Annotated in this window: 12 protein-coding genes; 7 read left to right on the top strand and 5 right to left on the bottom strand. The window is 58.2% G+C overall.

Annotated elements, in window-relative coordinates:
• Positions 1–6 precede the first annotated feature (6 nt).
• Both ACWPM9_RS09890 and ACWPM9_RS09895 read right to left on the bottom strand, forming a co-directional pair.
• On the bottom strand, positions 7–387 hold the full coding sequence (locus ACWPM9_RS09890) for a VOC family protein (RefSeq protein ID WP_484757639.1): 381 nt from the start codon (positions 385–387) through the stop codon (positions 7–9).
• A gap of 34 nt (positions 388–421) precedes the next feature.
• Positions 422–1,009, bottom strand: a complete 588-nt coding sequence (locus tag ACWPM9_RS09895) for a deaminase (protein WP_428186814.1) — start codon at positions 1,007–1,009, stop codon at positions 422–424.
• Positions 1,010–1,385: 376 nt separating this feature from the next.
• Between ACWPM9_RS09895 and cysG the strand changes: the two genes are divergently transcribed.
• The 5 genes from cysG (at position 1,386) to ACWPM9_RS09920 (ending at position 6,341) form a co-directional block, all read left to right on the top strand.
• Positions 1,386–2,831 carry a siroheme synthase CysG gene (cysG, locus tag ACWPM9_RS09900; RefSeq protein WP_484754996.1) on the top strand — a complete coding sequence of 482 codons (1,446 nt, stop codon included), beginning with the start codon at positions 1,386–1,388 and terminating at the stop codon, positions 2,829–2,831.
• 1 nt (position 2,832) lies between these two features.
• Entirely contained in the window at positions 2,833–3,147 is a 315-nt protein-coding gene (locus tag ACWPM9_RS09905) for a DUF2849 domain-containing protein (RefSeq protein ID WP_428186812.1), read from the top strand.
• Positions 3,148–3,155: 8 nt separating this feature from the next.
• Complete coding sequence (locus ACWPM9_RS09910) at positions 3,156–4,823, top strand: nitrite/sulfite reductase (RefSeq protein WP_428186811.1); 1,668 nt, start codon at positions 3,156–3,158, stop codon at positions 4,821–4,823.
• A gap of 14 nt (positions 4,824–4,837) precedes the next feature.
• A complete protein-coding gene (locus tag ACWPM9_RS09915) occupies positions 4,838–5,338 on the top strand; it encodes a DUF934 domain-containing protein (RefSeq protein ID WP_428186810.1) in 501 nt (166 codons plus the stop codon).
• Positions 5,339–5,528: 190 nt separating this feature from the next.
• On the top strand, positions 5,529–6,341 hold the full coding sequence (locus ACWPM9_RS09920; RefSeq protein WP_428186809.1) for a ferredoxin--NADP reductase: 813 nt from the start codon (positions 5,529–5,531) through the stop codon (positions 6,339–6,341).
• A 663-nt stretch (positions 6,342–7,004) separates the two neighbouring features.
• Here the strand turns inward: ACWPM9_RS09920 and ACWPM9_RS09925 are convergent.
• Genes ACWPM9_RS09925 through ACWPM9_RS09935 form a run of 3 tightly spaced genes read right to left on the bottom strand, consistent with a single transcriptional unit; the run spans position 7,005 to position 10,214 of the window.
• On the bottom strand, positions 7,005–8,210 hold the full coding sequence (locus tag ACWPM9_RS09925) for an ABC transporter permease (RefSeq protein ID WP_484754997.1): 1,206 nt from the start codon (positions 8,208–8,210) through the stop codon (positions 7,005–7,007).
• Complete coding sequence (locus ACWPM9_RS09930) at positions 8,200–8,922, bottom strand: ABC transporter ATP-binding protein (RefSeq protein WP_484754998.1); 723 nt, start codon at positions 8,920–8,922, stop codon at positions 8,200–8,202. The genes ACWPM9_RS09925 and ACWPM9_RS09930 overlap by 11 nt, the downstream gene beginning before the upstream one ends.
• Positions 8,922–10,214 carry an efflux RND transporter periplasmic adaptor subunit gene (locus ACWPM9_RS09935; protein ID WP_484754999.1) on the bottom strand — a complete coding sequence of 431 codons (1,293 nt, stop codon included), beginning with the start codon at positions 10,212–10,214 and terminating at the stop codon, positions 8,922–8,924. Before ACWPM9_RS09935 ends, ACWPM9_RS09930 begins: the two co-directional genes overlap by 1 nt.
• A 412-nt stretch (positions 10,215–10,626) precedes the next feature.
• On the opposite strand from ACWPM9_RS09935, the gene ACWPM9_RS09940 reads away from it, so the two are divergent.
• Positions 10,627–11,973 carry a substrate-binding protein gene (locus ACWPM9_RS09940; RefSeq protein WP_428186804.1) on the top strand — a complete coding sequence of 449 codons (1,347 nt, stop codon included), beginning with the start codon at positions 10,627–10,629 and terminating at the stop codon, positions 11,971–11,973.
• A gap of 85 nt (positions 11,974–12,058) precedes the next feature.
• Positions 12,059–13,084, top strand: coding sequence for a branched-chain amino acid ABC transporter permease (locus tag ACWPM9_RS09945; protein WP_428186803.1), 1,026 nt, complete (start codon positions 12,059–12,061; stop codon positions 13,082–13,084).
• The last annotated feature ends 5 nt before the right edge of the window (positions 13,085–13,089 follow it).

Below are 13,089 nucleotides of genomic sequence, written 5' to 3' on the forward strand. Positions count from 1 at the left end.
TTTCGTCTATTCCGGTGCGCGGTGGCAGACCGCTTCTATGCGGTATCCGTCCGGGTCGATGACGAAGGCCGCATAATAATGGGGGTGATATTTCGGGCGAAGACCGGGCGCGCCATCGTCCGCTCCACCATTGGCAATAGCTGCCGCATGAAAGGCATCAACCGCTGCGCGATTGGGTGCGGAGAGCGCGTAGTGGGTCTTGGGATGCGTTCTCAGCGTGTCTGCGTCCACAAGGTTGACATAGAAATCATCGGCTCCATCCACCGACCAGCCGGCAGACACCTCGGTCACATTGCACTCGACCGCGCCAAGAGCTCCAAGAGCCGCCGTATAGAAACGCCGGGCGCGCTCGAGGTCGGTGACGGCGAACGATATATGGTCGATCATGCCCATGACAGATATTCCTGTGTCGTGAAATCAATCAGTTGAGGGGAATGGAATTGTCGCTTTTCGTCGACTGATAGCTGTCCGACAGCTCCGCGTAAATTCCCTTGATCCGGACCGTCTGTTCCTGCATCGTCTGGCGTTGCGGCTCCGGCGCGGTCTCCACCAGATCTGCTGTCCAGAAGGAATTCCAGAAGGCATTCGAACGGCGATAGCCACCGGGTTCCAGGCCGAAGACTTCTTTCAGGATCCTCAGATCATGGGGAATGGAAAAGGCATCCCGGCTGTCTTCGTGAGAGAAGAAATAATAGAAATTGTCAAAGCCTGCCCAGGTGATTGCCGACATGCACATGGTGCAGGGTTCGTGCGTCGACAGAAAGATCAGGTCTTTGGTGTCCGGCTTGTCGGCCATCTCGTAAAAACGTTTCAGAGTGTGGACTTCGCCGTGCCAGAGCGGGTTTTCCAGTTCGTTATTGGTTTCTGCGAGCACCAGCGAGAGATCGGATTTCCTCAGCAGTGCCGCGCCGAACACCTTGTTGCCAAGCGCCACACCTTTTGTGGTGAGCGGCAGGATATCGTGTTCGATGACATCGAGCAGGCGGGCGGTCAGGGCAGGATTGGTCACGGGCGGGTTCCTTTGACAATAGCTATGGTTACGGGCGCCTACTCCCCCATTCGGCTTAAGGTCACGTCGCCACAGGTGGGGAGAATACGCGCCGAAAGCGCTTTCCCGCAACAACGCTGCGAGACACCGTCTGCGTTAGAGGAACGGGATAGGCTACCCGTATCGATCATGTCCACCTATCCTTCGCCACCCATCGGGTAAATGTAAAATGGAATTTACGAGGATCGTCCTATCCGACAGGCGGGCGGTGATATTTACTCCGTATCGCACGATGACTAGCAAAGAAATGTTCGCGCAGAGATGGCGCCGGATTTCTGTTTCTTCAATTGTCGCGCCGAAACAGGGATATTCGCTGGAATGATAACAGGACCGACCAATGCAAGCAGATGACAACAGATTGGGCGTCTTTCCCGCCTTCTTCCGTGTAGCGGATGAAGTGGTCGTCATTTGCGGTGGCGGCGATGAGGCGTCTGCGAAGGCGCGGCTGATTGCCAATACCAAGGCGCGCGTTATCGCTTTTGCCGAGGCGTTTGAAACGGATTATGCTTCATATCTGCAGCGCTCGGGCATTGAGCATCATGTGGCGACGTTCGACGCGTCCCAGCTGGACGATGCCAAACTGGTGTTTGCTGCGACGGGCGATGGCGCTGTCGACCGTGCGATCGTCACTGCCGCGCGGGCGAAAAAAATCCCAGCCAATGCCGTCGATCAGCCTGACTGGTGCGACTTCTTCACGCCGGCTCTCGTGAACCGCGCTCCGATTGCGGTGGCCATTGGCTCGGAGGGGGCAGGGCCTGTTCTGGCGCAGATGATCCGCGCCGACGTCGACCGCATGTTGCCAAAGTCGCTCGGCAGGCTTGCATCTCTTGCCAGCAGCTATCGCTCGGCGGTGGACAGTCTGTTGTCGCGCGGTGTCGCGCGCCGTCTGTTCTGGCGCTCCTTCTTCAAGGGCGATGTGGCTGATGCGATTGAAGCGGGCGATACAAGTCAGGCGCGTCGTCTGGCGACACGGCTATTGAAACAATCTCGCGCGCATGCCCCGGAAGGCCGTGTCTACCTGATTGGTGCGGGTCCGGGTGCGGAAGATCTTTTGACGCTCAGAGCGCATCGCATCCTGATGGAAGCCGATGTGATCCTGTTCGATGCCTTGGTTCCGCAGGCCGTGGTGGATATGGGCCGTCGTGACGCCGAGCGAATTTCGGTTGGCAAGCGTAAAGGCTGTCACTCCAAGTCGCAAAACGAAATCAACGATCTGCTTGTCCAACTTGGCCGCGAGGGCAAGCGCGTCGTCCGGTTGAAAGCCGGCGATCCGCTTGTATTCGGTCGTGCCGGTGAGGAAATGGCGGCGCTTCGCGCGGCAGGCGTTGCCTATGAAATCGTGCCTGGCATCACCTCGGCACTGGCAGCTGCTGCCGATTTCGAATTGCCGTTGACACTGCGTGGTGTGTCGTCTTCGCTGGTGTTCACAACCGGACACGATCTCAACGGCAAGAGCCTGCCGGACTGGGCCAAGCTGGCACTCTCCGGTGCCTCTGTCGCCGTCTATATGGGCCGCAGCAATGCGGCGTCAGTTGCCAAGCGGCTGATCGATGCCGGGCTTGCCGAAGATACTACTGTCGCGGTGGTGGAAAATGCCGGTCGCACATCCAGGCGCCTGCTGCATGGCACATTGTCGGAGCTGCCTCGCCTTGAGCAGGTGGAGGGACTGGATGGGCCTGTGATGGTGATCATCGGCGATGCAGTGGCTGGTGCCAATTTTGACCATTCCGAAGCCCTGTCGCTTGCCAAGGCGCCGGCTTCTTTCGAACTGACGAGGAACTGACATGGCTGACAAGGTATTGACCGCCAACCGGCTGACCGACGGCATCGCTGTCTGGCTGGATGCTTCGGGAGACTGGGTCGAAGACCTGCAGGTTGCCTTCATTGCCCGCCATGCGGAAGCTGTGCAGGCACTGGAAGAAACCGGCAAGCGGGCTCTGGCAGACAATCTTGTGGTCGATGTCAACGTGATCGACGTCGAGGAAACCGACGGCAAGATCTGGCCCACCCGTTTGCGCGAGCGTATCCGCGCTGCTGGCCCCACCATGGCCTATGCCAAGGATCACGGCTTTGCCGATCCAAATTTCATTGCCGCCTGAGGACTGTTATGTATCGTTACGATGAATTCGACCACGCCTTCGTATCAGCCCGTGTATCGCAGTTTCGCGATCAGGTGGAGCGGCGCCTGTCCGGGGAGATCACCGAAGATGCCTTCAAGCCGCTCAGGCTTATGAATGGTGTCTATCTGCAGCTGCACGCCTACATGCTGCGGGTGGCCGTTCCCTATGGGACGCTCAATTCCAAACAGATGCGTATGCTCGGGCATATCGCTCGCGAATATGACCGCGGCTACGGCCATTTCACCACGCGGCAGAACATCCAGTTCAACTGGCCGAAGCTGTCGGACATTCCGGAAATCCTGGAGAAGCTCGCAAGCGTCGAAATGCACGCGATCCAGACTTCGGGCAATTGCATTCGCAATGTCACCGCCGATCACTTTGCCGGTGCCGCCGCTGACGAAGTGGCCGATCCACGTCCCTATGCGGAAATTCTGCGGCAGTGGTCGTCGGTTCACCCGGAGTTTTCCTACCTGCCGCGCAAGTTCAAGATCGCAGTGACCGGTGCGGAGGCCGACCGGGCTGCCATCCAGGTGCATGACATTGGTCTGCAGCTGAAGAAGGATGAAGACGGCAAGCTCGGCTTTGCGGTTTATGTCGGTGGCGGGCAGGGGCGTACCCCGATGATTGCCAAGAAGATCCGAGACTTCCTGCCGGAAGAAGATCTGCTCACCTATGTGACTGCCATCGTGCGCGTCTACAATCTGCACGGTCGGCGCGACAACAAATACAAGGCCCGGATCAAGATCCTGGTCCATGAGACCGGCGTTGAGGAACTGACGAGCCAGATCGACGCAGAGTTCGCACATCTTCGCGACGGCGAGCTGAAACTGCCCGATCAGGACATTCGCTCGATCGAGACTTATTTCGCACCGCCGGAACTGCCGGAGCGTGCCGAGGGTTGGGAGGCGATGGCAAAGGCGCAGAAGGCCGATTCCGGTTTTTCCGACTGGGTTCGCCGCAATGTCGGTGCCCACAAGCATCCTGACTACGCAACGGTGACGATTTCGCTGAAGCCAATCGGTGGCATTCCGGGCGATGCGACGGACGACCAGATGGACCATGTCGCCGATCTGGCCGAGCGCTATGCGTTTGACGAGATCAGGGTTTCCCATGAACAGAACCTGATATTCCCGCATGTGGCGCGTGCCGACCTGAAGGCGCTTTACGATGCGCTGCTGGAGGATGGTTTGGCGACTGCCAATGCCGGCCTGATTACCGACATGATCGTCTGTCCCGGGCTCGACTATTGCGCGCTTGCCAATGCACGCTCCATTCCGGTTGCGCAGGAATTGTCCGTTCGGTTCGGGTCTGCGGCCCGTCAGGCCGAGATTGGCGATTTGAAGATCAAGATTTCCGGCTGCATCAATGCCTGTGGTCACCACCATGTCGGCCATATCGGTCTTCTGGGTGTGGAAAAGAAGGGTGCAGAACTCTACCAGATCACGCTCGGCGGGTCGGGTGACGAGAACACCTCGATCGGTGAGATCGTCGGTCGCGGGTTCGAGCCTGAAAAGGTGACGGATGCAGTTGAGACCATTGTCGACACCTATATCGGCCTGCGTCATAGCCCTGACGAGACCTTCCTCGACGCTTATCGCCGCGTTGGACCGCAACCCTTCAAGGACGCGCTTTATGGCGTGGCCGAAGCTGCCTGAGGGACGTGACAAATATGACCCGCATCTGGAAAGAAACCGGCTTTATCGACAATGACGCCTGGGTAGTGGAAACCGAAGAGGTAAAGGCCGGCGAGGGGGAGCGCGCGCTTCTGCCGCTTGAGGATTTCATCAAGGCGGCCGATGAGAGCAACGATGTCGGAATGGGTGTGCTGCTGGGGCCTGCTGATGACGTGATGGCGCTTGAGCCCTATCTGTACCGTCTGGAAGTGGTGGCGCTCACCTTCAAGGCGTTCAGCGACGGTCGCGGCTTCAGCCAGGCGTCGCTTTTGCGTGACCGGCTGGACTACAAGAACGAGATTCGTGCCACTGGCGATGTTCTCATCGACCAGATCCCTCTGATGTTGCGGACCGGTATCGACAGCTTTGTTGTCACCAATGAGGTGGCGCTGAGACGGCTCGAAGAAGGGCGTTTACCAGGGATCGACGAGCATTATCAGCCGGCAGCGAGAACGTCGGCCGAGACTGGTCGCTATAGCTGGCGGCGATTGGGATAAGCGTCATGCAGGGCCCGCAAAGTAATCCAAATGGATTGACGCGGATCAAGGAAATCTGGATAAACCGGTGCAAGATTTTTAAGTAGGTCGTGGCTGGCGCGAGATTTAGTGCTGGTTTCAGGCCTCACCGCTGGCAATGCCAGCACGCACCGCCGACCGACAGAACGAGACGAATAGGACGAGATAGCGAATGAACGCTCCTGCAAAGATCGAGACCCCGGCCGTTGCCGTTCCCGACGGCGTTTATGCCGAGACGGTATTGAGTGTGACCCACTATACGGACCGCCTGTTCCGCTTTCGCATGACGCGTCCGGACGGCTTCCGTTTTCGTTCGGGCGAATTCGCCATGATCGGGTTGATGGTCGGTGAAAAGCCGATCTATCGCGCCTATTCTATTGCAAGCCCCGCCTGGGATGAGGAACTGGAGTTCTTCTCCATCAAGGTGCCCGATGGTCCGCTGACATCGCATCTGCAGGCGATCAAGCCGGGCGACAAGGTGCTGATGCGCAAGAAGCCCACAGGCACGCTCGTCCTCGATGCGCTCACACCGGGGAAACGTCTTTATATGTTTTCGACCGGCACCGGGATTGCACCCTTTGCCAGCTTGATCCGCGATCCGGAAACCTATGAGAAGTTCGAGGAAGTGATCCTCACCCATACGTGCCGCGATGTCGCGGAACTGAAATACGGCTTCGACCTGATCGAGGAAATCAAGAATCACGAATTCCTGCCGGACATCGTCGGCGACAAGCTGAAGCTCTATTCCACGGTGACGCGCGAAGATTATCCGTTCAAGGGTCGCATTACCGACCTGATGGAAAGCGGTAAACTGTTTGCCGATCTTGGCGTGCCACCGCTCGATCCGGCTGTGGACCGTGGGATGATCTGCGGCTCTACGGCCATGCTGAAGGATACCAAGGCGCTACTGGAAAAGGCAGGCCTTCACGAAGGCGCCAACAACAAGCCATCTGAATTTGTGATCGAACGGGCTTTCGTGGGCTAAGGCTCGCTGAGCCATCATCGTTACTGCTAAGGCGCTGACCGATTTGGTTGGCGCCTTTTTGCTGTACGCTTAAGAGGGGTAATATTCCAGGGACTTCGCATAACAGCGGCCGTAGGCGATATACCCATTGATCGAGATTTTCGTGTCCCTCCCGTCTACGCAGGGGACGAGGCGCCTTGAGTAGTTGAGGGGGGCGGAGGATCGCGGCGGATCGAGCAGGGCCGACAAGTCCTGCGGCACTGTATAGGCGTAAGCGGGCGCGCTTGCGGCGATGGTAAAAAGGGCAGAAGTGACGGTCAGGCAAAGCAATGGGATCGAGCGGGGCATGGCATTATCCTGTTGCGTGAGCCCACTCAGGGTCGAGTGAACTTCCAAAGGTCGCCTGACGCCCTGTTTTCGGTTCGGTCGAGCCCGATTGCCCAACTCACATGCGCGACGCAGACGAGTACATGAAAATGATCTCGAATTATCCTTACCTAAGGCTTAACGGCCGTTTTGTCGTCGCAAGCCCGGCTTCCGCCCGTTTGCTGCGCATTGCTCCGCAGATCACCTGTCGAGGCGAGATTCCGTGTTTTCGGAAAAAATTCCTATGGCTGGAATGATTTTGCGTCAGTCGCCTATTGGGGGTGTTAGTCAATAATAAACAATGCGTTGCGAATGCGCCTATTCATGGCGAAGGGCATCGATCGGGTTCAGTCTTGCCGCACTTCGCGCGGGAAAGTAGCCGAAGACCATGCCGATTGCTGCGGAGAAGAGAAACGCAATCATGATGATGGAGGGGCTGGTGACAAAGGGCAGTGCCATAAAGGAGGTCGCGCCGTAAGCAAGGCCGAGGCCGAACAGGATACCGACAGCGCCACCAAATACGGACAAGGTCACGGCCTCGACCAGAAACTGCATCAGCACCTGGCCCTCCAGCGCGCCGATGGCCAGTCGCGTTCCGATTTCGCGCGTCCGCTCGGTCACAGAGACCAGCATGATGTTCATGATGCCTATCCCTCCAACCAGCAGACTGACGGCGGCCACGGCGCTCAAGAGACCGGTCATCAGTGTCGTTGTTCCGGTCAGTGTCGAGGCCATCTGCGTCATGTCGTTCACGGAGAAATCATCCTTTCGTCCAGCGATGATCTTGCGGCGCTCGCGCAAGAGGCGCTCGACATCTGCCTGAACCTTCTGCGTCGATACGCCATCGCGGGCCGAGATGACGATGGAGGAGATCATGTTCGAGCCGCCGATGCGCCGGTTGAACACCTTGAGCGGCATGAAGATCACATCGTCCTGGTCATTGCCCATGCCGCTCTGCCCTTTCTTGTCGAGAAGGCCGATCACGGAGCAGGCGACAGAGCCCACGCGGACCGATTTGCCCAGGGGCGGGGTGGAGCCGAAAAGCTCCTGTTGTAATGTCGCGCCGATAATACAGACTGCCTGGCCGCTTTTATCCTCAGACGAGGAGAAACCGCGACCTTCACCGATCGTCCAGTTTTGGGCGATCAGGTAGTCGCTGACAGTGCCGGTGACCGTGGTGCTGTGGCTCTGGCCGGAAAAGATGGCCGTCGCACTCGACTGATTGACGCCGGCGACGGCCTGCAATCCGGAGATCTGATCGCGGATCGCCTCAACATCGCGCTCGGTGAACTTCTTCGCATCGGCACTGGCACGACCAGGCCCGAACTGACCGGGACGCACAAACAAAAGGTTGGTTCCGAGTTTGGAGATCTGCTCGGTCACCTGGGCTGTCGTTCCATTGCCGATGGTCACCATGGCGATAACAGCGGCGACGCCGATCACCACGCCCAGCACGGTCAGAAAGGAACGCAAAAGGTTCCGGGTGATGGCGCGTAGCGCGAGCTTGACCGTCTCAAGAAACATGCTGGCCCTCAAGGTTGCGTTCGTCGGATTGTATGTGACCATCGACGAAACGGACCACCCGTTTGGCATAGGCTGCGATATCGTCTTCGTGGGTTACCATGATGACGGTAATGCCGTGGTCGCGGTTCAGGGCCACAATCAGATCCATGATTTCATTGCTGGTTCTGCTGTCGAGATTGCCTGTCGGTTCATCCGCCAACAGGACCTCGGGCGTCGAGACGATGGCGCGGGCAATGGCCACGCGCTGTTGTTGTCCGCCGGAGAGTTCCTGTGTCTTGTGGTGCTCGCGACCGGCAAGGCCGACCTGCGTCAGGGCCTTTCGCGCCATCTCCCGTCGCTGTCTCGTCTCCATGCCCCGATAGATCAGCGGCAGTTCGACATTCTCCATCGCTGACGTCCGTGCCAGGAGATTGAAACCCTGGAAAATAAAGCCCAGCATGTGCCGTCTGAGGATCGTGCGCTGCGCCCGGTCCAGTCCATTGATGGACATGCCCTGAAACAGATATTCGCCGGAACTGGGCACATCGAGGCATCCCAGAATATTCATCGAGGTCGACTTACCGGAGCCCGACGGTCCCATGATGGCGACGAACTCACCGGTATCGATGCGCAGGTCGACATTGTCGAGCGCGCGAATGGTCGCTTCGCCGCGACCATAGACCTTGGAGACCTTGCGAAATTCGACCAGCGGAGGAGGGATCTGATCCACCATTAGCCGCGGCTCGCGCTGTCGTCGGTGATGACCTTGTCGCCAATGGCGATGTCGCCCTCTACCACCACCGTGTTCTGGCCGTCCGTGGCGCCAATGGTGATGTTGACCGCCTTCGGCACGCCATCCTTCAGCAGCCAGACCGTGCGCTGGTCGCCTGTCGGTTCAGGCGCGGTAATGGGGCCCATGCGGGGCGGACGGAACATGCTGAACATGCCGGGTTCGCTGTCCGAGGCAGACTGGCTGGCCACGGCGCTGGGGCTGTAGCGCAAGGCGGAATTCGGCACGACGAGTGCATCCGTCACCTGCTTGACGATGATATCTGCCGTCGCGGTCATGCCCTGGCGCAATTTCATCTCGGCATTGTCGACCGACAGGATGCCGGTATAGGTGACCACGTCATTGGTGGTCGTCGACGCATAACGGACCGAGGTGATTTCAGCGGGAAAGTGCTGGTTGGGGAAGGCGTCTACGGTGAATGTCGCTTGCTGCCCGACCTCGACTTCGCCCACATCAGCCTCGTCGATGGCGACTTCGAGCTGCATCTTCTTCAGATCTCCGGCGATGGTGAAGAGTGTTGGCGCTTCCAGGGAGGCCGCAACCGTGGCACCCGGATCGACATCGCGCGACAGAACGATGCCGTTTGTCGGTGCAACGATGGTGGCCTTGGCAAGGTTTGTGCGGGCGGTGTCCACGGCAGCCTCGCCGAGCATGACATTGGCCTTGGCGCTGTCGCGCGTGGCCGTGGCGGCCTCGTAATTATAGCGCGCTGCGTCGAGATCCTGCTGGGTAGAGACGCGGCTGCTGACGAGTGAGGTCAAGCGGTCGAGTGAGGCCTTTGCGGACTTCATGTCCGCTTCCGCTTTCGCCACGGAGGCCTTGTAGCCCAGCAGGCTCGCTTCGGCGCTTTTCAGGGCAGCCTCCAGCGACGTCGTGTCGAGCTTGGCCATGACCTCGCCCTTCTTCACCTGGCTGTTGTAGTCGACCATGACTTCCCGAACCGTGCCGGACTGTTCGCTCGAGACATTGATCTGTACAGTCGGCTCCAGCGTGCCGGTCGCCGTCACCAGAACCGTGATATTGCCCTTGGCGGCGTCTGTTGTCTTGTATGTGTAGACCGGGCCATCGGCGCTCAGATAGAAATAGCCTGCTGCCCCCGCAAGGATTGCGAGCGTGAAGATAGAACGCCAGAGCCAGCGGGAACGCCCCTTTTTCTTACCCTCTGCTGCAAGTACGGCTGCAAGATCTGTCTTTGTCGATTTGCCGGCGGGAGTTGGGGTGTCTTCAGTGCTCATACATGCTTTCCAAAATTCAATTCCGACCGCCATTTTCAAGCGAGTCGCGACCAGTCAGACCTGGCTGGCGTCAAACTGGTCGCGTTTTCCGGGATAATGCGGACCATGATCATCGCTGTTCAGGTAGGAAGTTGGCGTAAAATTTCACAGAATTGACAAAAACATCAGTGAAATAAATTTAATGTTTTGCAGTGCAGCAGAACTGTGGCTAACATAAGTACGTGTTCGACGTGCCGCAGAGCGGCTTTCCGGGCATAAATCGGCGTCGAAGCGCTTCTTTTCAGAATTTCCCAGCAAGCCAGACTTTAGTCTTATAACTTTTTGTCAATTGCGGCATTACGCGCGGTTGTTAGCCTCCCATTTGCGCCTCTGAGGAGTAGAGCGCATGAATAGACGACTTGGGAGGAGTCTAATGTCGAAATTTCTTATGAATCGGCGCGGTCTGATCAAGGTGGGCGCCGCCTCCGGTGTTGCGCTCGCGACCCCGCTGCATTTCGTGCGCGGCGCCTATGCCGAAGACATGTCTTGCAACATGCCGACCGGCGACACCGTTACCTTTGGTTTCAACGTTCCGCAGTCGGGACCTTACGCTGACGAAGGCGCGGACGAATTGCGTGCCTATCAGCTGGCCGTCAAGCATCTGAATGGTGAGGGAGACGGCGGTGCGCTGACGACCTTCTCATCCAAGGCGCTGAAGGGTAATGGCGTTCTGGGCAAGAAGGTGGCTTTCGTCACCGGTGACACGCAGACAAAATCCGATGCCGCTCGAGACAGCGCCAAGCGCATGATCGAGAAGGAAGGCGCCATCATGATCACCGGCGGTTCGTCGTCCGGTGTGGCGGTTGCCGTTCAAAGCCTTTGCCAGGATATGGGCGTCATGTTCATGTCGTGCCTTACACACTCCAACGACACCACCGGCAAGGACAAGAAGCGCTACGGTTTCCGTCACTTCTTCAATGCCTATATGTCCGGTGTGGCGCTTGGGCCGGTTCTCGCCGAATATTACGGCAAGGATCGTCGCGCTTACCACCTGACAGCCGACTATACCTGGGGCTGGACGCAGGAAGAGTCGATCAAGAACGCAACCGAGGCTCTGGGCTGGGAAACGGTCAATGCCGTTCGCACCCCGCTGGGTGCAGGCGACTTCTCGCAGTATCTGACACCGGTTCTCAGCTCGGGTGCCGACGTCCTGATCCTGAACCACTACGGCAAGGACATGGTGAACTCGCTGACGCAGGCCGTACAGTTCGGCATGCGTGAGAAGCAGGTCAACGGCAAGAACTTCGAGATCGTTGTTCCGCTGTTTTCCGAACTGATGGCACAGGGTGCCGGCGATGCCATCAAGGGCATTCTCGGCACGGCCAACTGGGACTGGAAGCTCGACAACGACGGCACGAAGGCTTTCGTTCAGTCGTTCGGCAAGGAATACAGCACCCCGCCATCGCAGGCCGCACAGACCGCCTACGCGCAGACCATCCTTTATGCGGATGCCTGTGAGCGTGCCGGGACCTTCTTTGCGCCGGAAGTCATCAAGGCGCTCGAAGGTTTCGAGTTCGACGGTCTTGGTAATGGTCCGACGCTTTACCGCGACAGCGACCACCAGTGCTTCAAGGATGTTCTCGTCGTGAAGGGCAAGGACAATCCGAAGGACAAGTACGACCTGTTGCAGGTTGAAAAGATCGTGTCGGCCAAGGACGTGACCTACGATCCAGCGATCTTCGGTGGTGACCTCGGTCCCTACGACGCAAAGCAGTGCTGATCTGATGAGCATTCCATTTCGGCCGCCGGTGTATGGCGGCCGTTTGGCCTTGTGTATTTATCCTTGCTGAGGTTGTGGCGGCCCCATGGACGCAATTATTCTTCAAATTCTGAACGGACTCGACAAGGGAGGGGCCTATGCGTTGATCGCATTGGGGCTCACTCTGGTTTTCGGCACGCTGGGCGTGGTCAATTTTGCGCATGGCGCCCTGTTCATGCTCGGTGCCTTTTGCGCGGTGACCTTCAACAAGTTGCTGACGCTGGAAAAGGTCGTTGTCGATCCAAGCCAGACCACGGCCTGGGGCACGCCGATGGAAATCCGCACGCCCTATATCGAAGCCTATATGGGCGACTTCGGGCAGTTTCTGTTGAACTACTCGGTTCCTGTCTCCATTATCGTCGCCATCCCGGTGATGCTGCTGATCGGCATTGCCATGGAGCGCGGGCTCATCCGCTATTTCTACAATCGGCCACATGCGGATCAGATTCTGGTGACATTCGGCCTTGCCATCGTCATTCAGGAAATCATCAAGCATTTCTTTGGTGCAAATCCCATTCCACAGGGCGCGCCGGATGCATTTTCCGGCACCGCCCAGGTGGGCATGCTGATGGGGCTGGGCGATGCGATCCCCTATCCGTGGTGGCGTCTGGTCTACCTGTTCTTCTCGCTCGGCGTCATCGGTGCGGTCTTTGCCTTCCTGCAGTTCACAACCTACGGAATGGTCGTGCGTGCCGGCATGCGTGACCGCGAAACGGTCGGCCTGCTGGGGATCGATATCGAGCGCCGCTTTACCGTCGTCTTCGGCATTGCCGCTGTGGTGGCAGGTGTTGCGGGTGTCATGTACACGCCGATCCTGCCGCCGGACTATCACATGGGCATGGACTTTCTGGTTCTGTCCTTCGTTGTGGTGGTCGTCGGGGGCATGGGCTCGCTGCCGGGTGCCGTTGCCGCCGGTTTCCTGCTCGGCATTCTGCAATCTTTCGCATCGATGAATGAAGTCAAAAGCATCTTCCCGGGCATCGACCAGATCATCATCTATCTGGTTGCCGTGGTGATCCTTTTGACCATGCCGCGTGGGCTCTTGGGCCGTAAAGGCGTGATGGAGGACTGATCCAA

The organism is Agrobacterium sp. H141 (assembly GCF_057158725.1).

Bases quoted from the DNA above. Each gene is read 5' to 3' on its own strand.
- ACWPM9_RS09905 (WP_428186812.1), top strand. From the start codon at position 2,833: ATGGCTGACAAGGTATTGACCGCCAACCGGCTGACCGACGGCATCGCT.
- ACWPM9_RS09925 (WP_484754997.1), bottom strand. From the start codon at position 8,210: ATGTTTCTTGAGACGGTCAAGCTCGCGCTACGCGCCATCACCCGGAAC.
- ACWPM9_RS09930 (WP_484754998.1), bottom strand. From the start codon at position 8,922: ATGGTGGATCAGATCCCTCCTCCGCTGGTCGAATTTCGCAAGGTCTCC.
- ACWPM9_RS09935 (WP_484754999.1), bottom strand. From the start codon at position 10,214: ATGAGCACTGAAGACACCCCAACTCCCGCCGGCAAATCGACAAAGACA.
- ACWPM9_RS09945 (WP_428186803.1), top strand. From the start codon at position 12,059: ATGGACGCAATTATTCTTCAAATTCTGAACGGACTCGACAAGGGAGGG.
- cysG (WP_484754996.1), top strand. From the start codon at position 1,386: ATGCAAGCAGATGACAACAGATTGGGCGTCTTTCCCGCCTTCTTCCGT.
- ACWPM9_RS09910 (WP_428186811.1), top strand. From the start codon at position 3,156: ATGTATCGTTACGATGAATTCGACCACGCCTTCGTATCAGCCCGTGTA.
- ACWPM9_RS09940 (WP_428186804.1), top strand. From the start codon at position 10,627: ATGTCGAAATTTCTTATGAATCGGCGCGGTCTGATCAAGGTGGGCGCC.
- ACWPM9_RS09890 (WP_484757639.1), bottom strand. From the start codon at position 387: ATGATCGACCATATATCGTTCGCCGTCACCGACCTCGAGCGCGCCCGG.
- ACWPM9_RS09920 (WP_428186809.1), top strand. From the start codon at position 5,529: ATGAACGCTCCTGCAAAGATCGAGACCCCGGCCGTTGCCGTTCCCGAC.
- ACWPM9_RS09915 (WP_428186810.1), top strand. From the start codon at position 4,838: ATGACCCGCATCTGGAAAGAAACCGGCTTTATCGACAATGACGCCTGG.